This window comes from Mycobacterium sp. RTGN6 (assembly GCF_033804605.1).
Lineage (GTDB): Bacteria > Actinomycetota > Actinomycetes > Mycobacteriales > Mycobacteriaceae > Mycobacterium.
Window position 1 is genome coordinate 413,719 of sequence record NZ_JAPZKZ010000003.1, and the last position, 17,184, is coordinate 430,902.

Consider the following 17,184-nt stretch of genomic DNA (forward strand, 5'->3'; position numbering starts at 1 on the left):
AGGTGTGCCAAGCGAGTAGATAGGACCTACATGCCAGCGGAGACGACGACGCCGAAGCTCAGCAACCGATTCGACGAGGCGCTCGCGTACGCCTCAAGCCTGCATCGCACGCAGACCCGCAAGGGCGGCGACATCCCGTACCTCGGCCACCTCCTTTCAGTGTCCAGCCTGGTGATCGAGGGCGGTGGAGACGAGACGCAGGCCATCGCGGGTCTGCTGCACGACGCGGTCGAGGACCAGGGCGGCGCCAAGACGCTCGCCGAGATCCGGGAGAAGTTCGGCGACGACGTCGCCACGATCGTCGACCAATGCAGCGACACCGACGAGGTGCCCAAGCCGCCGTGGAAGGCCCGCAAGCAGCGCTACGTCGACCACCTGGGCTACGCCTCGAAGGCCACCATCCTGGTGTCGCTCGCCGACAAGCTCGACAACGCGCGCGCCATCCTGCGCGATCACCGCACCGACGGGGACGCGGTGTGGCAGCGCTTCAGCGAGAAGAACCCGCGCGAGCACCTCTGGTACTACCGGTCATTGCTCGACGTGTACAAGCAGCGCGAGACCAGTTGGCTGGTCGCCGAACTCGAGCGGGTACTCGACACTCTCGAGGGCTTGATCAACGACGCCGCGGACGCCTAACGCCGCAAGCGGCTAGTTGCCGCCGGCGAATTCGGCTGGGAGCCCGTCGATTCCGGCCTGAATCGCCTTGAGCGCGTCGTCGCGGGCCTTGAGCTTGCTCGCCCGGTGCGCCTTGAGGTGCAGTGTCGCGGCAGCCTCGGCCGCCACCTGCTGCGCCCGCGCCAAAACCTGTTCGGGTTCGACGATTTCGTCGAGCCAACCCCCGGCGACGGCATCTGCGCCAGCGAACGTCGCCGCCATCGAGACGGCCCGCTGATACGCCGCGCGCGTGAGCCGCATCCGCATGATCTCGATCGCGGAGATCGGCAGCACCATTCCGATGGCCACCTCGTTGGCCTGGCAGCGCGACTTGGGCGAGCCCACCCGATGGTCACCGCTCAACAGCATGAACGAGCCCATCGCGATCGCAGGCCCGGTGGCCGCGATGATCACCGGCACAGGGAACGTCAGCAGCCGGATCGACAACTCGAAGCCACCCGACAACATTCCCAGCGCCGCCGCCGCGTCACCGGATTGGAAGACCGCCAAGTCGAAGCCGGCACTGAGCACCTTCTGGTTGCCCGCCAGCACGACCGCCTTGACCTCACCCGCCGCGGCCGCCTTCTCGGCGGTGTCGAGCGCCTCGTTGAGGTTCTGCTGCATGGCAGGCGACAGCACGTTGACCTTGCCGTCGTCGAGCGTGATCGTCGCTACGGACTCGCTCTGTTCGTACTTCACCGTGCTCGTCATGAGCCCGATGTTACGCAGCGCCCTCAGTGCGGATCGCGGTGCCGTCCGCTGGGCCCCACCTTTGCCGTCTCGGGCGTCGCACCGTTGGTGATCCACGGAAAGTCGAGCTCGGTGGTCTGGTCGAACTGCCTTGTCCGCCAACGGTCCTGGGTCTCCTTGACGGCCCGGTTCATCCGGTCGATCTCGGCCCGGAACACTTCGGGCTGCGTCTCCTTGGACGCGTAGTGGAAGTACGTCAGCACGGTGCGGAGCAGCTCCAGCTTCTGCTTCTCCCGCCTCGCGAGATCGTGTGTCGTCAGCAACTCCAGGCGCTGCACGGGTTGCAGCGTCGCCCAGTCGAGGACCACCTTGGTTTCGAAGGCCTGCCGCTTGTTCCATCGCTTCGACGCGCTCTTGTCGCGCTCCGGCCGAGGCTTGTCGTAGTAGGTCAACGTGCCGTCGAAGCGCGAGCGGATGTTGCCACCGAGCTCCTCGCGGCTGATCGCCGAGTCCCAGACCGTTCGCCATTCCTGTCCGGGTGCAAGAAAGTTCAGTTCGCTGGGGAGATCCAGCTCGGCGACGTCCGGCGGCCCGTCGAAGTCGGTGTGCTCGTACGCGGCGACGGTCGGATGGTTGACGAAGTCGAGCTTGATGTCATACGCCGCGGTGGTGCCGAAGTTTCGGACGACGAGCTCGATGACGTGCCAGTCGGCGGCGTGCGGCTCCATGTACATCGATACCTGCGGCCGCACCTGGTCGGTCTTTAGCTGGCGATTCCTCTTGACTTGCCGGTGGGTGTAGATCAGCACGACGACACCCAACGCCAGCGCTGCCCATGCGGCGATTGCTAGCCATTCCCCTGATCCGAGGTTGGCCAGCTCGTCCCAGCGCTCCTGAATCCAGTCCACTGCGCCCTCACGTGGTCGTTGCGGTATTGGCCAGCACCCTATCCTTCGCTGGCGATCCCGTAAACACGTGGCGCAACGGTTGCTGGCGGCTACCCGCTCCGCGAGGCAGAGGCGACCGAGGTCAGGACAACGGCAGTTCGACGCCCTGGCTCAGTAGGTCGCCGTGTGCCTCGATCGAGTCGGCCTCGGTGTCGACCGGTACGTCGAACGCGACGCCCGTCTCGATCGTCTCGCCGGGCTGGATTTCGAAGACCGCATCGCCGTTGAGGTAGAAGTTCGCCTCGTCGTCGGGGCTGTAGCTGTTGCCTGCGGCGTTGAGCCGCTGCATCGTCGACAGGAACGTCACCGGTGAGGTTCCGTTGTTGGTGACGTTCAGGTACACGACGTAGTACATGCCGTCGGCGGTGGCCTCGACGCCCTCCGCCGACGTGACGGTGTCGCCGGTATCGGTCTTGGATACCGAGAACGTGAAGTCGCCGTCGGTGACCTCGCCGTCGGCGGGCGGAGTGGTCGGCTTCTCCGACGTCTCGGACTCCGACGTCTTGGTCGAGCTGGTCTTGGTCTTCGTCTTGCTCGCCGACGTCGACGTGCTCGCCGTCGTGGTCGAGTCGTCGTCCTTGATGACGAAGAAGTACGTCAGCACCAGCGCCGCGATCACCACGAGCGCCGCGATGCCACCGAGGATGGCGAACAGTGCCTTGTTGCTGCCGCCACCGCCCGACGGTCCCCCTGGCGGCAGGCCCGGCGGCCCGCCAGGCGGCGGCGACGTGAACGACGCGGGATCGTATGACTGCGGCGCCTGCGGCGCGTCGAACGACCCGTAGGAGGGAGCCCCGTACGACGGAGCGGCCGGCGCTTCGTACGACGGGGTCGCGGGCGGCTGATACGGCGGGGCCGCGGGCGGCTGATATGACGGGGTCGCAGGCGGCGGGGTGACCGGTACGACCTGCGTGGGCGCCGCCGGAGCGTCCCAGGACGGCATCGGAGGGGTCTCCCAGGCGGCCGGGAAGGCGGGGTCGGCCGGGGTCGCGGCGGGTTCGGCGGGGGTCGTTGCAGGTGAGGACTCGTCCGCGCGGTGCGTTCCGCTGGCGGCCTCCTCGGCCGCCGGCGCCGGCGTCGGCTCCGGCGTCGGCTCCGGGGCGGGCTGGGCCGGGACCACCGTCGTGGGTGGCTCGGGCAGCCTCACGATGGACGTCGGCTGCTCGCTGGCGGGCACCTCGGCGGCGGGCTCGGGCGTCGCGGGCGCCGCGGGCGGAGTGCGGTGCTCCGTCCAGGCGGAGCCGTCCCAATAGCGGAGTCCACCTGGAACTTCGGTATCCGGAAACCAGCCGGCCGGTGTCGTCATCGCAGGGTCCTCCCCGTCACGCGCCCTGCTGGCGCTGCGAAACCGGACAATAGCGCAGCGGGAACGACAGCGCGCGAATTACATTCACGCGTACTCCGACGTCGCGCGCATCAGCCACCCATGGCCATGCGCCACTGGTCGAGGCTGCTGGCCCGATACACGTAGTTCGTGCGGCGCACCTCCGACAACGTTGCGCTCGGCTCGACCGAGTACCAGTGCCCCGGGAACACCGTCGGATCACCTGGTAGGTCGGCGAGTGCCTGAAGGCTGCGGAACATGTCGTCGACGTTGCCGCCGGGGAAGTCCGTCCGGCCGCAGCCGTCGAGGAACAGCGTGTCGCCCGCCACCAACTTGCCGTCGAGCAGGAAGCACTGGCTGCCCGGCGTGTGGCCCGGCGTGTGCAGCAGTTCGACGTCGACCGCGCCGACGGTCACCACGTCGCCGTGGCCGTGCGCGGTGAGATCCGACAGCGGTATGTCCGTGATCCGCGAAACCCAGTCCGCTTCAAGGGTATTCACGTGCACCGGAACGCTGACCCGCTCCAGCAGCTCGGCCAGCCCCTTGAGCTCGAAGCCCATCATCGACCCGCCCACGTGATCGGGGTGGTGGTGGCTGACGAGCACGCCGCTCAAGTGCATGCCGTCGGTTTCCAGCGTGTCGAGCAGGTCGTTGGCCGCATACGCGGGGTCGACGACGACGCAGTCGCCCGTCTCGCGGTCACCGATCAGATAGGCGAAGTTGCGCATCTGCTGGGCAATCATGTCGCCTGCCGCGAAGTCGCGACCCGACAGCAGCTGCCGGAAGTACAGGCGGTCGTCCGTGGCCATTGCCCAACCCTAGGTGGTCGCCCGCCTGAACCTCCGACGGGCACTTTGACCGAGTTCCTTGGCGCAAGCCTCGGACTTCAGTGCGGGGTGAGCCCATCGCGGGTGTCGGCGGGCGGAGTCCGGCCTTCAGAGTGGTCGGGCTTGGCCGTCGATGTATTGCTTGATGATCGACAGCGGTGCGCCTGCGCCGGAGACGGCGAAGTGGGACGGCGACCAGAGGTGGCCGCGGATGCGGGCGCAGGTGAACTCGCGCCGGACGATGTTGGCGGTGCGGCCTTCGAGTCGTTGGGCGAGAACGGAGATTGCGAGGTAGGCGGGTAGGCGACGAGCAAGGTGCCTTTGGTCGGTTTCGCCGTTGAACTCGACGAACTCGACATCAAGCTCGGCGCGGCGGCGCGCATGGCGGTCTCGGTGAAGGTGAACATGGCGTCGGTGAACACCGGGCGCCGGTGTTTTCGTCACGAACACCGGGTGGGCGTGCAGCAGCGACACGCTGTGTCGGGTGCGGCGATAGGTCGTCGTGTCAGTGGTCACCTTTAGGTTTGTGGTGTGGGTAAGACCTACCTCATGGCGCCGAAAACGGCCGGGGAGCCGGCTCGCAAGCCGCGTGCACGTAACCGCCCGAAGGACGCACCTACGCATGTGCGGTCGTGGCCGTTGCGCCCGGATGCTGGGCAGTGCCGCGAGATTGGGATCCGGTTTTTCACGGGTGTGCGAGTGTTCAACGCGGTGCTGGGTGAGTTCATCGCCCGCACCCGCGTGGTGAAATCCGATCCGGCCTGGCAGGTGGCGCGAGAGTTGCCGCGGCGCGCGGCCACCGAGGGTAAGCATCGGGGTGCGGAGTTCCGGGCGGTGGAGCAGGCCCATGGTTTCACCGTGGATGCGGCGCAGTCCTACGCGTCGTCACTACGCAAGTCGTGGGTGCGCGAACATCTACCGGCCCAGGAGACCCAGAACCTGGGAGCGCGGGCGTTCGATGCGGTGCGCCAGTGGCACCTCGGCCAGAAAGGTAAGCCGCGGTTCAAGAACACGCGCCGTGGTCTGCATTCACTGGCCGCCAAGGACGGCAATGGCGCGCTGCGGCCCAAGACCGACGCGGCTGGGCGGCTGATCGGCCTGCAGTGGGGGGCGGGGTTCGTCATCCCGATCGCTGCGTCGGCCACGTCGGGTCGCCGCGGTACGGAGCAACGGGCCGAACTCGCCGAGATCGAAGCGTTGATCGCGGCGGGCAAGGTCCTGTCGACGCGGATTGTGCGCACGGTGGTCAATGGTGCCGACACTTACAGCATGCAGCTGGTCTGCGATGGGCATCCGAGCAGGCGGCATCCGATCGGTGACGCACGGGTGTCGTTCGACCTGGGCCCGTCTCAGATTGCGGTGGCCGTGCAGGGTGTCGATGGGATCTGGTCGGGCTGGGTTGAGCCGCTGGCCGATGCGATTCGGTTGGACACGATGCGGCTACGTCGGGTGCAGCGGCATCTGGATCGCCAGCATCGTGGCGGATCACCGGCCTGCTTCAACAAAGATGGCGTCCACACCGCTGGTCGCTGTGGGTGGCAGCGTTCGGCCGCCGCGCAGCAGACCACGATCCGGGTGGCCGAGTTGCATCGTCGCCTGGCTGAGCATCGCAAGACGTTGCACGGGGCGCTGGGCAACCGGCTGTTGGGCCACGGCACTGAGATCGCCTGCGAAAGCCTGGATTACGTGTCGTGGCAGAAGAACTTCCCGCGCAGTGTGCGCGACCGGGCACCGGGGTTACTGGTGGAGATGATGCGCCGCAAGGCTGAAAGCGCCGGCGGACAGCAGCTCTACGAATACAACCCACGAACGACAGCCCTGTCGCAAACGTGTCTGTGCGGGAACCGTGAGAAAAAGCCGCTTTCGCAACGGGTCCACCGTTGTGAGTGTGGCATCACAGAGGATCGGGACCTGTTTTCGGCCTACCTCGGACTTCACGTCCGAGCTGGCGTGGACGGGTCTGATCGGCTGGACTTGCAGCCAGCGCGTGAGGGCTGGCTGCATCGTCAGGACGTCGATGAGTCGCCGAAGTCCAGCCGTAGTGCACTAGCACGCAAGCGGCGAGGCCGCAGGCATCCGCTCTCGCGGAGGTCGGTGGCGCGCATCAAGGCGAGGCGTAAAGCCAACACCGTGATGCGACGGAGCCGCTCGGCGCGAACCTCCACTACCGACCAGCCCACGGCGATAGCCGCATGAGCGTCTATCGAGACAGCCGGCCGGCACGAGGAATCCTCGCACTGCAGTGCGAGGAGGACGTCAAGTCGTAAACCCGCCAGCACCGGACCCGGGCGGGTGGTGGTGTTGTCGACATGAACGAGACCATCACCACGCTGCTCGGCATTCCGGTAGTCCGAACGACCTGCGCCCGGCTACTCGCCGCGATACCCGCCACCGACCGATTGCTGCCCTACGTCCGCACCCCAGTCCAGGATTCGTTCATCGCATTCGTCGCGGCCATGCGCTCCGTCGAGCCCGACGCGCCCACGCAATGCGCAGGCTGGACCGTGCACGACCTGATCGCTCACGTCGCGGCGGGCTCCGCGGAAATCGCGGACCTCGTCGAACGAGAGCTCGCTGGGTCGCCGACGCGCGCGACCCGCGGCTTCGAGGAGCGCGAGGCGCCGTACCGGCAGATGACTCCCGCTCGCCTGCGACGGGCGTTCTTCGACGAGTCGTTGCGCGCCGCGGTCGCCGTCGATCGGCTGTCGAAGGCAGGCGAGAGCCGGCGCGTGGCGTTCACCGGCGCGAGCCTCGACGCCCGCACCCTGTTGCTGCACATCGAAAGTGAACTGGTTCTGCATCGATGGGACGTCGTCGGCGACGATCCCGCCGTCATCGCCGCACTCAGCGACGGCCGGTTCGCGGTGCACGCCGCCACGACGGTCGCCGCCATGACGCCCAACGTGTTCCCGCCCCGGCTCGGCGACGGCAGGACCATCGTGCTGCGCGCGCCGGGTGCCCCCGACATCGCCGTCACCGGTGGGTCGACGACGACGATCGCCCTCGCCGACCCCGACGACCCCGCTCCGGTGGTGCAATGCCACCCGGCCGCAAGAACCCTGATGTTGTGGGGCCGCACGCCTGGTGCAGCGTTGTCGTCCGCGGTGGGGGAGCCGTCGTCGGTCGACACCGTCGTCGAGATGCTGCGACCGGCGCCAAGCCTCCGTTAAGGGTCGCCCGCGGCCATTGCTGCCAGTGTCGACGTGAATTAGGTTCATTACCAGGAACCAATCAGTCGACTCACAGGAAGTGCACCCAGTGGCGGCAGCCCAAGGTTCGGTGGCGACCGCCCGCAGCAGGTACCGCGGCGGGCTGATCGCCGGTGCCCTGGTGCTGATGGCCGCCGTGGCCGCCGTCACCGTCGCCCTGATCGGCGTCGCCGAACGCGAGGACGGGCTCGGCGCTGCTCACTTGGGCGAGGTCCGCTCCGGCAACTTCGCCTACGTCGTGCACCGAGTCGAGGTCACCGACGTGTTGGCCGATCCCGAGTTCCCCGAGCGCAACGTCACTGCCGAGGGCCGCTTCGTCGTCGTCAAGATGAAGGTCACCAACGTCACCGGGGCCAGGCAGACGTTCCACTCGAGCTTCAACACCGTCTCCGACGGCAGCACCGAGTACCGCGTCGACGAAGCCACCTGGCCGTACGTCGGCGAAGCCGCCAAGGACGTCGATCCCGGCTCGTCGACCGACGTAGCCATCGTGTTCGACGTGCCAAAGGGGGCCGACCTGCAGTCGCTCGTGCTGCGCGACGGGCCACAGTCAGAGGGTGTCTCGGTGCCCCTGTGACAAGCGGTTTGGCTCCGCAAAGGGCGAGAATGTACCCTCTTTAAGGCCCGTGGCACAGACGTCGGATGACGCCAGGGGCCTCGTAGCAGTGCAGGCCCCCTTAGCTCAGTCGGTAGAGCGTTTCCATGGTAAGGAAAAGGTCAACGGTTCGATTCCGTTAGGGGGCTCGGTGGACACCGGGCGAGCAAAGCTTGACTGGCAACTCCGGCATGGCGGTGTAGCTCAGCTGGTTAGAGCGCACGACTCATAATCGTGAGGTCGGGGGATCGAGCCCCCCCACCGCTACAAGACCAACAACAGTTCGACGAAGGACGACACCGTGGCCTCCAGTACAGACGTACGGCCCAAGATCACCTTGGCCTGCGAGGTGTGCAAGCACCGCAACTACATCACCAAGAAGAACCGGCGCAACGACCCCGACCGGCTCGAGCTCAAGAAGTTCTGCCCGAACTGCGGCCAACACCAGCCGCACAAGGAATCGCGCTAACCGCAACCCGCGGGCTTCGTGCCCTGGGTTGCCGGAGAGGTTGAGACTTCGTGGCTCTTCGATCGAACATCGTCGGGATGCACTACCGCTATCCCGACTACTACGAGGTAGGCCGCGAGAAGCTTCGTGAGTACGCGGTCGCGGTCAAGAACGACGACGCCGCGTACTACGACGAGGCCGTCGCGGCCGAACTCGGCCACGACGCGCTGCTGGCACCGTTGACCTTCATCTCGGTCTTCGGCTACCAGGCGCAGACGGCCTTCTTCGAAAACGCGAACATCGGCATCGAGGACGCCCAGATCGTCCAGGTCGACCAGGCGCTCAAGATCCTGCTACCGATCAAGGCGGGTGACCGGCTGTACTGCGACGTCACCGTGCACTCGCTCCGTCAGGCGCACGGGACCGACATCATCGTGACCAAGAACATCATCTCCAACGAGGCCGGCGAAGTCGTCCAGGAGACTTTCACGACCCTGGCGGGTCGTTCGGATGACAGCGGAAGGGGCTTTTCTGATGGCGCTGCGTGAGTTCAGTTCGGTGAAGGTGGGTGACCAGCTTCCGGAGCGGGTCATCCCGCTGACCCGAGGAGACCTGGTGAACTACGCAGGCGTGTCGGGTGATCTGAACCCGATCCACTGGGACGACGAGATCGCCAAGCAGGTCGGGTTGGACACGGCCATCGCGCACGGCATGTTGACCATGGGCCTTGGCGGCGGCTACGTGACGGCCTGGGTCGGCGACCCGGCCGCGGTCACCGAGTACAACGTCCGGTTCACCGCCGTGGTGCCGGTTCCCAACGATGGCGTCGGCGCGGAAATCGTGTTCAATGGACGTGTGAAATCCGTTGACTCCGAATCCAAGTCAGTGACCATCGCGCTGTCGGCCACGACCGGGGGAAAGAAGATCTTCGGCCGCGCCATCGCGACCGCGAAGCTGGCGTAGTTCCGTGCCCTTGAAGACCGACATTCGGGGAATGGTCCACCGCTACCCCGACGTATTCGTCGTGGGACGCGAACAGGTCCGCCAGTACGCGCGCGCGATCAAGGCCTACGATCCGGCCACCCACGACGAGGCCGCCGCCGCCGACCTCGGCCATGAGAACCTCATCGCACCCCTCACCTTCGCCGCGATCTTCGCCGTGATGCTCCAGAACCATTTCTTCCAGACCGTCGACGTCGGCCTGGACACCATGCAGATCGTGCAGGTCGATCAAAAGTTCCTCTTCCATCGGCCGATCAGGGTCGGGGACGAGTTGACCGGGACGATGCACGTCGAGTCGGTCGTCGAGCGGTTCGGAGCCGACATCGTCACCACCCGCAACGTCTGCGCCGAACAGGACGGCACGATCGTCATGGAGGCCTTCACCGTGCTGATGGCTCACGAGGGCGACAACTCGATTTCGGCCAAGTGGGATCCCGTGACTGGGCAGGTCGTACGCACCGCGGCGGCCGATGCCGGTCCGGTAGCGGATTAGTAACTCACACCAGGCCCGATGTACACTCGGTCCTCGGGGTTTTCCCAATTCAGCGCGCTGTCCGTCGGTTTCTGATCGGCCGATCGGAGAGCGCGTGAATTGTGTGAGCCCCGGCCGCGCAGGGTTGGCCAGGGCCAGCAGTGACACGGCGAAGGGGCGTAGCTCAACTGGCAGAGCAGCGGTCTCCAAAACCGCAGGTTGCAGGTTCAAGTCCTGTCGCCCCTGCTCAACTGAATACTCGACAGGCGTGGACACTGGAAGGTGACCACCCGAAACCAGACGAAAGGCATGCGGTGAGCGACGAGCGCGATGGTGCTGGCTCCGCAGGCGACGACACCGACACCGGCGAGCCGACCGGCGCCGAGGACACCCGCGGGCAGACCGCCGTGGTGACGCGACCGGCGCGCCCCACCGGCAAGCGGCCACGGCGCGACTCCAGCGGGGACGAGCCCGCCCCCGCGACGGACGCCAAGGCGACCAAGAACGGTGACGGCAAGAAGCCGAAGGCGGCCAAGAAGTCGGGCCCGTCCCGCAACCCGATCACCTTCGTCATCAACTACCTGAAGCAGGTCATCGCCGAGCTCCGCAAGGTGATCTGGCCGAACCGCAAGCAGATGGTCAGCTACACCACCGTGGTGCTGATCTTCCTGGCGTTCATGGTGGCGCTGATCGGTGGGGTCGACCTCGGCCTGGCCAAGCTCGTGACCCTGGTGTTCGGCTGACGAACGTCATACATGACGCATATGGATTTGAGAGAGGACTGACAACCGTGACGACCTTCGATGGCGAGACGCCTTCGGGTGTGTCCGAGGCAATCGCCGAGGACGCCGACCCGGCGACCGTGATCGCAGACGAGGCCGCCGAGTCTCTCGAGCAGACCACCGCCGCAGAGGCCGTCGAGGACGCGCCACTCGCGGCTGAAGCCGAATTGGAGACTGAAGCCGAAGCGGAAGCCGACGATGCTCCGGCGCAAGACGCTCAGGCTGACGACGAGGCTCCGGCCGAGGATGAAGACGTCGACCCGGTGGAGGCGCTGAAGAAGGACCTGCGCACCCGGCCCGGCGACTGGTACGTCATCCACAGCTATGCCGGCTACGAGAACAAGGTGAAGGCCAACCTCGAGACCCGCGTGCAGAACCTGGACGTCGGCGACTTCATCTTCCAGGTCGAGGTGCCCACCGAAGAGGTCACCGAGATCAAGAACGGCCAGCGCAAGCAGGTCAACCGCAAGGTGCTGCCGGGCTACATCCTGGTGCGCATGGAGCTCAACGACGAATCGTGGGGCGCCGTGCGCAACACCCCCGGCGTCACCGGGTTCGTCGGCGCCACCTCGCGCCCTTCGCCGCTCACGCTGAACGACGTCGTGAAGTTCCTGCTGCCGCCTGCCGCAGCCAAGAAGCCCGCCAAGTCGACGGCCGCGGCCGGTGCTTCGTCGTCGTCCGAGGCGACGCTGGAGCGTCCGGAGATTCTCGTCGACTTCGAGGTCGGCGAGTCGGTCACCGTCATGGACGGCCCGTTCGCGACGCTGCCCGCGTCGATCAGCGAGGTCAACGCCGAACAGCAGAAGCTCAAGGTGCTGGTGTCCATCTTCGGCCGCGAGACACCCGTCGAACTGACCTTCGGTCAAGTCACCAAGATCTAACGGGCACCGGGCCCGCCTAGAAAGAGAAGGAACACCAGAGTCATGCCCCCGAAGAAGAAGAAGATCACCGGGCAGATCAAGCTGCAGATCGAAGCAGGCAAGGCCAACCCGGCCCCGCCGGTCGGCCCCGCGCTTGGTCAGCACGGCGTCAACATCATGGAGTTCTGCAACGCCTACAACCAGGCGACGGAGAGCCAGCGCGGCAACGTCATCCCCGTGGAGATCACCGTCTACGAGGACCGCAGCTTCACGTTCGCGCTGAAGACGCCGCCCGCCGCCAAGCTGCTGCTCAAGGCTGCCGGTGTGCAGAAGGGCTCCGGTGAGCCCCACAAGACCAAGGTCGCCACGGTGACCTGGGATCAGGTGCGCGAGATCGCCGAGACCAAGAAGGAAGATCTCAACGCCAACGACATCGACGCCGCTGCCAAGATCATCGCCGGCACCGCCCGGTCGATGGGCATCACCGTCAAGTAGCAGTACCCCCGTGGGAGAGCCAGCTGCGGCTCGTCAACCACAACCAACGAAAGTGATTGGAATCCAATGAGCAAGAACAGCAAGGCATACCGCGAAGCCGCCGAGAAGGTGGACCGCGACAATCTCTACTCCCCGCTGGAAGCCGTTCGGCTGGCCAAGGAGACGTCCAGCAAGAAGCAGGACGCCACCGTTGAGGTCGCCATCCGCGTGGGCGTCGACCCCCGCAAGGCCGACCAGTTGGTGCGCGGCACCGTCAACCTGCCGCACGGCACCGGTAAGACGGCTCGCGTCATCGTGTTCGCGGTCGGCGACAAGGCCGAGGCGGCCCTGGCTGCCGGTGCGGACGAGGTGGGCAGCGACGACCTGATCGAGAAGATCCAGGGCGGATTCCTGGACTTCGACGCCGCGATCGCGACGCCGGACCAGATGGCCAAGGTCGGCAAGATCGCCCGCGTGCTCGGGCCGCGTGGCCTGATGCCGAACCCGAAGACCGGCACCGTGACGCCCGACGTCGCGAAGGCCGTGTCCGACATCAAGGGCGGCAAGATCAACTTCCGCGTCGACAAGCAGGCCAACCTGCACTTCGTGATCGGCAAGGCGTCGTTTGACGAAGCGGCGCTCGCCGAGAACTACGGCGCAGCCATCGACGAGATCATGCGCGCCAAGCCGTCGTCCTCGAAGGGCCGCTACCTCAAGAAGATCGTCATCACGACGACCACCGGCCCGGGCATCCCGGTCGACCCGGCCGTCACGCGCGGCTTCACCGAGGCGTAACCCGTTCACCCGCGAGCGCGCGTGTCTGCGGGCAACACGCCGGTGTTGCGTCGGACTTTGCGCGCGTTCGCGGTAGGGGCCGCTGCAATCATGCTGCTGATAACACCTTCGACGGCGGCCGCCGACGTGCCTCCGGTCTCGCCGCAGGCTCAGGCCGCGGGACTGGTGGACGTGCTCAGCGTCGTGCCCGACGCCGTCATCGACCTGCGGTACGCAGGAGCCAACAACTTCGTCGGCATCCCGCTATACCCCGCCGACGCACGCTGCCTGGTGCACGAGTCGCTGGCTGACGGGCTCAAGACGGCCGCCGACGTGCTGCGGCGCAATGGCGCGCGGCTGGTGTTCTGGGACTGCTATCGACCGCACGACGTGCAGGTGCGGATGTTCGAGGTCGTGCCCAACCCGAACTGGGTGGCCCGGCCCAGCGAGTTCGCGCGCAGCCACGAGTCCGGTCGGTCGGTCGACGTCACCTTGGTCGACGGGCACTACGGCTGGCGCCTCGACATGGGTACCGACTTCGACGACTTCACGCCGCGCAGCCTGGCGTATGCCACCGATGGATTGTCCGCCGAACAGCAGGCCAACCGGGTCCGGCTCCGCGATGCGATGAAAGCCGGTGGGCTGACGGTCTATTCGGGGGAGTGGTGGCACTTCGACGGGCCGGGTGCGAACGATCCGCGTCCGATCCTGGACGTGCCGGTCAACTAGTCGGCGTCAGCATCACGCCTGCGGCAGCATCACCGTGGCGAGCAGTGCGCGGTGATCCGAGTCGGGGACCTCGACGGTCGACGTGGATGCCGCCGTGGCGTTCCTGGTCAGTATGTGGTCGATGCCCATGAACGGTGGAATCCGTCGGTTGTTGCTGGGATAGGTGAATTGCCTTCCCGTTCCTGCTTGTTCGGAGGCGTCGCGGTAACCGCCGGTGAGTAGTTCGCGGAACGGACGCATGTCGATCGTGGCATTGAAGTCGCCGCCTATGAGCGCGGGACCGTCGCCCGACTGCGCTGCCAAGTCGGCCAGTGTGCGCGGAAAGGCGGCGAAGTCACTGTGCCAACCATCGATGGGCTGCGGCCACGGAGCGGCGAAGTGGACCGACGCCACCGTGACCTCCCTCGCGACGCCCTCGACGCGGACGCGGGCACTGACCAACGCCAGCCGGAATCCACCGATGCGGGTGGAGTCGGTGATCGGGTATCGGCTGTAGATGCCGACTCCCGCGGCTTGCGGGCGCGCGTCCAGCGCGTGGTACGGAAAATCCCGGTCGGTACCCGCCGCCGATAGTGCTTTGGCTGCGTCCGAGGTCAACTCCTGGACCAGCAGGATGTCCGCCTGATCTTTCGCGAGATCTGCGATGGACTGCGGGTCGGCTTGGCCGAACAGCATGTTGATGGTCATCACCCGAACCGGAACCGATCCGGGCCTCGGGGTTTCGCCGAAGTACGACGGCAGCTGGACCAAGACCAGCGCGACGGTCAGGATGCCCGCCAATGCTGACCCCACCCAGTGCCGGCCCCACCCCAGCACGACGAGGGCCAGCGGCGCGGCGAACATCAGAAAGGGCGACGCGACGATCGCGAACACCGAGAGGTGGCCGGGTAGCGGCGCATATCGCGCGGCGAGCGCTGCGCCGGCGAGCAGGAGCAAGGACAGACCCGCAATGATGCTGACAACTCTGCGCGCGGTGTTCAGTGGTCCCCCTCAATCGTGTCTTCCTACTTTGTACCTGGCGTTCGGAGCGGCCGCCGGGACCGCAGCCGGATGCCTGCCGGCAGCGGCCTTGATCGCCGAGGCCCCCTCGTCTGGTAGGCAGTGAATCATCCACGGGTACAGCATGTTACGAGCGTAGGTGCGCGACCTCGCATCGATGCGGCTGCTGGGCGGCTAGCTCAAGCGGCTGAACGGTATTGTACGAGTGCATAATTCATACCTCGGGCCGGTTCGCTGTGAACACCGGGATGACCATTGATGACCGCGGTTGCCCAATTCGCGCCGCGGTACCGTTTTGGCACGATCGTGCCGAACAAAGCCCGGCTCGACTGGTGGGTCGGCAATGGGGCAGCAGCGCCACATCGAATAGGGCGGCCTGCGAGTCGACCGTTGACCGGCGAACACCTCGATGCCATTGCCTGGCTTTGGGAACAACACGACGCCGTGGAACATGCCAATCCTGGCGGCCGACGTAGGGCGAGATCGCGGAAGTCCGCCGCGCTATGACTCACTCTGGACGAACGTCCGATTCGAGGGGCGTGGGTTGCTTCCTTGAATGGTCAACGAGTTTCATTCGGCGTTCCGGACAATGTGTGCCCCTATCGAGCGATATTCGTCAGTCGACGTGCGCGGCGAGGACCGATCATGGGATGCGGGATGGACCCGAGGCCGAGGTCGACGGCCCGTCAGCGACACGGATCGCCGCCAAAGAGCTTGCTTGCCAACGTCATCGGTGAGCACCGCTGGCTTTCGCGTAGCGGTGCGCCGCCTCGATTTCGGGCGGAGTCTCCCCGCACATCTGGTCGACGGCGCGGCTGCGGTCCGTCGTATTCTCTTGACGTCCGAGTCGATGTGGTTGCCGTTTCGGCGCCGAACTGAGCGCCCGAAATGCTGACACACAAGTCGAATACGCCCACGATCACCACTAGTTGGGAATGGATGAAAACTAATGGAATTTCAGCGGGCCATTCACCAAGTCAGTCGAGCACCTTTCTTGCGTCACCATCGTTGATCGCCATTACCACCAGCAACACGATAAACAATTAATTGGCCGAATTCAGAGCGCCGTCTGGCCTGACTCGGATGACGCAAGTTCACGACCGACATTTGCGGACAGCGGAAAGATTGCCGGGGTCGCCAAATGACGGCTACGCCGACCGCAGCAAAGCGCTTAACTGGCCTTATCGAGGACACGCCATGGAGGCATGGGTCCGCGATGGTGGCCGCTGGTCACTCTCGCGACGCCGTGTTGAACCCCGTAACACGTGTTTTACCTGCCATTCATGCGCCGAAATTTCGCCCCGTTTCCCAACCAGTTTGGACCGATGTATTGCGCATCACAACGGCGTCCCCAGCAGTTGCACGGCATTCAGGCATATGCCAGCCTTGGCGTGATCTCAGACGGCAGGGAGCCGTTGGGTGCCGACGCTTCCAATGTAGTGAGTTTTGTATTACTCGCGATGCCGCGAGCCTCGTGCCAATTGTCGCAACCATTGTTTCATTCTCGTTGGTCGCACTACATCAGAAGAGGGCCAGGCGTGGCTAACTTGACAAGCATCTGGGATGGGTTGCCGCACACCACCAAGCGGCCCAAGATCACCGTGGTCGTGCCTGCGCTCAACGAGGCGCGCAACCTCCCGCACGTGGCAGCACGGATGCCCGCCGACGTCGACGAGGTGGTCTTCGTGGATGGCAACTCCGTCGATGGCACCGCCGAGGTGGCCCGCCAGTTGTGGCCGAACGGTATCCACCTCAATCAGACCCGCAAGGGCAAGGGAAACGCGCTGGCATGCGGGTTCGAGGCAGCGTCGGGAGACATCATCGTGATGCTCGACGCCGACGGCAGTACCGACCCCGCCGAAATACCAAGCTACGTAGGCGCACTCGTGGCGGGCGCCGACTTCGCAAAGGGCTCGCGGTTCATCCAGGGTGGCGGCAGCTCCGACATCACCACGCTCAGACGGTTCGGCAACAAGGGCCTCAACGGTTTGGTGAACATCCTGTTCGCCACGAGATACACCGATCTCTGCTACGGCTACAACGCCTTCTGGCGCCACTGCCTCGACGTCATGAAGCTGCCCGACACGGAGACCGCCGATCCCCAGTGGGGCGACGGTTTCGAGATCGAGACGTTGATCAACGTCCGCGTGGCGGCTCACGGGCTCAAGATTTCGGAGGTCTCGAGCTTCGAGAAGAGCCGTATCCACGGGGTGAGCAACCTCAACGCGTTCCGCGACGGAATGCGGGTGCTGCGCACCATCCGCCGCGAGTTCAACAGGGCCCGCGGCGAGAAGCGAGTGCTACGTGACCGTCACTACTGGTTGAAGAACGACCCCGGCCGACTCCCCGAGAGCGGCCCACGAATCTCGAAGTCGGCCTAGCGGATACGGGGAGAGCT

At 65.8% G+C, this 17,184-nt stretch carries 20 protein-coding genes and 3 tRNA genes; 17 read left to right on the forward strand and 6 right to left on the reverse strand.

The window, feature by feature from the left end:
- Positions 1 to 30: 30 nt before the first annotated feature.
- A complete protein-coding gene (locus SLQ33_RS10020) occupies positions 31 to 636 on the forward strand; it encodes an HD domain-containing protein (protein ID WP_319453666.1) in 606 nt (201 codons plus the stop codon).
- A 12-nt stretch (positions 637 to 648) separates the two neighbouring features.
- Here the strand turns inward: SLQ33_RS10020 and SLQ33_RS10025 are convergent, their stop codons facing one another.
- The 5 genes from SLQ33_RS10025 to SLQ33_RS10045 form a co-directional block, all read right to left on the reverse strand.
- A complete protein-coding gene (locus tag SLQ33_RS10025; RefSeq protein ID WP_319453667.1) occupies positions 649 to 1,365 on the reverse strand; it encodes a crotonase/enoyl-CoA hydratase family protein in 717 nt (238 codons plus the stop codon).
- 23 nt (positions 1,366 to 1,388) lie between these two features.
- Positions 1,389 to 2,252, reverse strand: coding sequence for a hypothetical protein (locus tag SLQ33_RS10030; RefSeq protein WP_319453668.1), 864 nt, complete (start codon positions 2,250 to 2,252; stop codon positions 1,389 to 1,391).
- Positions 2,253 to 2,373: 121 nt separating this feature from the next.
- Positions 2,374 to 3,597 (reverse strand): DUF4352 domain-containing protein, encoded by a 1,224-nt coding sequence (locus SLQ33_RS10035; protein WP_319453669.1) that lies wholly within the window; start codon positions 3,595 to 3,597, stop codon positions 2,374 to 2,376.
- Positions 3,598 to 3,707: 110 nt separating this feature from the next.
- Entirely contained in the window at positions 3,708 to 4,424 is a 717-nt protein-coding gene (locus tag SLQ33_RS10040; RefSeq protein WP_319453670.1) for an MBL fold metallo-hydrolase, read from the reverse strand.
- Between the two features lie 126 nt (positions 4,425 to 4,550).
- Positions 4,551 to 4,958 carry a transposase gene (locus SLQ33_RS10045; protein ID WP_319453671.1) on the reverse strand — a complete coding sequence of 136 codons (408 nt, stop codon included), beginning with the start codon at positions 4,956 to 4,958 and terminating at the stop codon, positions 4,551 to 4,553.
- Between the two features lie 183 nt (positions 4,959 to 5,141).
- On the opposite strand from SLQ33_RS10045, the gene SLQ33_RS10050 reads away from it, so the two are divergent.
- The 15 genes from SLQ33_RS10050 to SLQ33_RS10120 all read left to right on the forward strand — a co-directional run bounded on the left by SLQ33_RS10050 (position 5,142) and on the right by SLQ33_RS10120 (position 13,787).
- Positions 5,142 to 6,638, forward strand: coding sequence for a transposase (locus tag SLQ33_RS10050; RefSeq protein WP_319453672.1), 1,497 nt, complete (start codon positions 5,142 to 5,144; stop codon positions 6,636 to 6,638).
- Positions 6,639 to 6,751: 113 nt separating this feature from the next.
- Positions 6,752 to 7,612 (forward strand): maleylpyruvate isomerase N-terminal domain-containing protein, encoded by an 861-nt coding sequence (locus tag SLQ33_RS10055; protein ID WP_319453673.1) that lies wholly within the window; start codon positions 6,752 to 6,754, stop codon positions 7,610 to 7,612.
- A gap of 88 nt (positions 7,613 to 7,700) precedes the next feature.
- Positions 7,701 to 8,228, forward strand: a complete 528-nt coding sequence (locus SLQ33_RS10060; protein WP_319453674.1) for a DUF4352 domain-containing protein — start codon at positions 7,701 to 7,703, stop codon at positions 8,226 to 8,228.
- A 94-nt stretch (positions 8,229 to 8,322) separates the two neighbouring features.
- A tRNA-Thr gene (locus tag SLQ33_RS10065) sits at positions 8,323 to 8,395 on the forward strand.
- Between the two features lie 44 nt (positions 8,396 to 8,439).
- Positions 8,440 to 8,513: transfer RNA gene (locus tag SLQ33_RS10070), tRNA-Met, on the forward strand.
- Between the two features lie 34 nt (positions 8,514 to 8,547).
- Positions 8,548 to 8,715 carry a 50S ribosomal protein L33 gene (rpmG, locus tag SLQ33_RS10075; RefSeq protein WP_005143733.1) on the forward strand — a complete coding sequence of 56 codons (168 nt, stop codon included), beginning with the start codon at positions 8,548 to 8,550 and terminating at the stop codon, positions 8,713 to 8,715.
- Between the two features lie 50 nt (positions 8,716 to 8,765).
- Positions 8,766 to 9,242, forward strand: coding sequence for a (3R)-hydroxyacyl-ACP dehydratase subunit HadA (gene hadA / locus SLQ33_RS10080; protein ID WP_319453675.1), 477 nt, complete (start codon positions 8,766 to 8,768; stop codon positions 9,240 to 9,242).
- Complete coding sequence (hadB, locus tag SLQ33_RS10085) at positions 9,229 to 9,657, forward strand: (3R)-hydroxyacyl-ACP dehydratase subunit HadB (RefSeq protein ID WP_319453676.1); 429 nt, start codon at positions 9,229 to 9,231, stop codon at positions 9,655 to 9,657. The genes hadA and hadB overlap by 14 nt, the downstream gene beginning before the upstream one ends.
- A gap of 4 nt (positions 9,658 to 9,661) precedes the next feature.
- On the forward strand, positions 9,662 to 10,189 hold the full coding sequence (hadC, locus tag SLQ33_RS10090) for a (3R)-hydroxyacyl-ACP dehydratase subunit HadC (protein WP_319453677.1): 528 nt from the start codon (positions 9,662 to 9,664) through the stop codon (positions 10,187 to 10,189).
- Positions 10,190 to 10,341: 152 nt separating this feature from the next.
- Positions 10,342 to 10,414 (forward strand) — tRNA-Trp (locus SLQ33_RS10095).
- A gap of 68 nt (positions 10,415 to 10,482) precedes the next feature.
- The gene (gene secE / locus SLQ33_RS10100; RefSeq protein WP_319453678.1) at positions 10,483 to 10,911 is read left to right on the forward strand and encodes a preprotein translocase subunit SecE; all 429 of its coding nucleotides are present in this window, start codon (positions 10,483 to 10,485) and stop codon (positions 10,909 to 10,911) included.
- A 47-nt stretch (positions 10,912 to 10,958) separates the two neighbouring features.
- Positions 10,959 to 11,831 carry a transcription termination/antitermination protein NusG gene (nusG, locus tag SLQ33_RS10105; RefSeq protein WP_319453679.1) on the forward strand — a complete coding sequence of 291 codons (873 nt, stop codon included), beginning with the start codon at positions 10,959 to 10,961 and terminating at the stop codon, positions 11,829 to 11,831.
- A gap of 42 nt (positions 11,832 to 11,873) precedes the next feature.
- On the forward strand, positions 11,874 to 12,305 hold the full coding sequence (rplK, locus tag SLQ33_RS10110) for a 50S ribosomal protein L11 (RefSeq protein ID WP_319453680.1): 432 nt from the start codon (positions 11,874 to 11,876) through the stop codon (positions 12,303 to 12,305).
- A 66-nt stretch (positions 12,306 to 12,371) separates the two neighbouring features.
- The gene (gene rplA / locus SLQ33_RS10115; RefSeq protein ID WP_319453681.1) at positions 12,372 to 13,079 is read left to right on the forward strand and encodes a 50S ribosomal protein L1; all 708 of its coding nucleotides are present in this window, start codon (positions 12,372 to 12,374) and stop codon (positions 13,077 to 13,079) included.
- Between the two features lie 90 nt (positions 13,080 to 13,169).
- The gene (locus tag SLQ33_RS10120; RefSeq protein WP_319453682.1) at positions 13,170 to 13,787 is read left to right on the forward strand and encodes a M15 family metallopeptidase; all 618 of its coding nucleotides are present in this window, start codon (positions 13,170 to 13,172) and stop codon (positions 13,785 to 13,787) included.
- A 12-nt stretch (positions 13,788 to 13,799) separates the two neighbouring features.
- Here SLQ33_RS10120 and SLQ33_RS10125 read toward each other — a convergent pair whose 3' ends face one another.
- On the reverse strand, positions 13,800 to 14,723 hold the full coding sequence (locus tag SLQ33_RS10125) for an endonuclease/exonuclease/phosphatase family protein (RefSeq protein ID WP_319453683.1): 924 nt from the start codon (positions 14,721 to 14,723) through the stop codon (positions 13,800 to 13,802).
- Between the two features lie 1,601 nt (positions 14,724 to 16,324).
- Between SLQ33_RS10125 and SLQ33_RS10130 the strand changes: the two genes are divergently transcribed.
- Positions 16,325 to 17,167 (forward strand): glycosyltransferase family 2 protein, encoded by an 843-nt coding sequence (locus SLQ33_RS10130; protein WP_319453684.1) that lies wholly within the window; start codon positions 16,325 to 16,327, stop codon positions 17,165 to 17,167.
- The last annotated feature ends 17 nt before the right edge of the window (positions 17,168 to 17,184 follow it).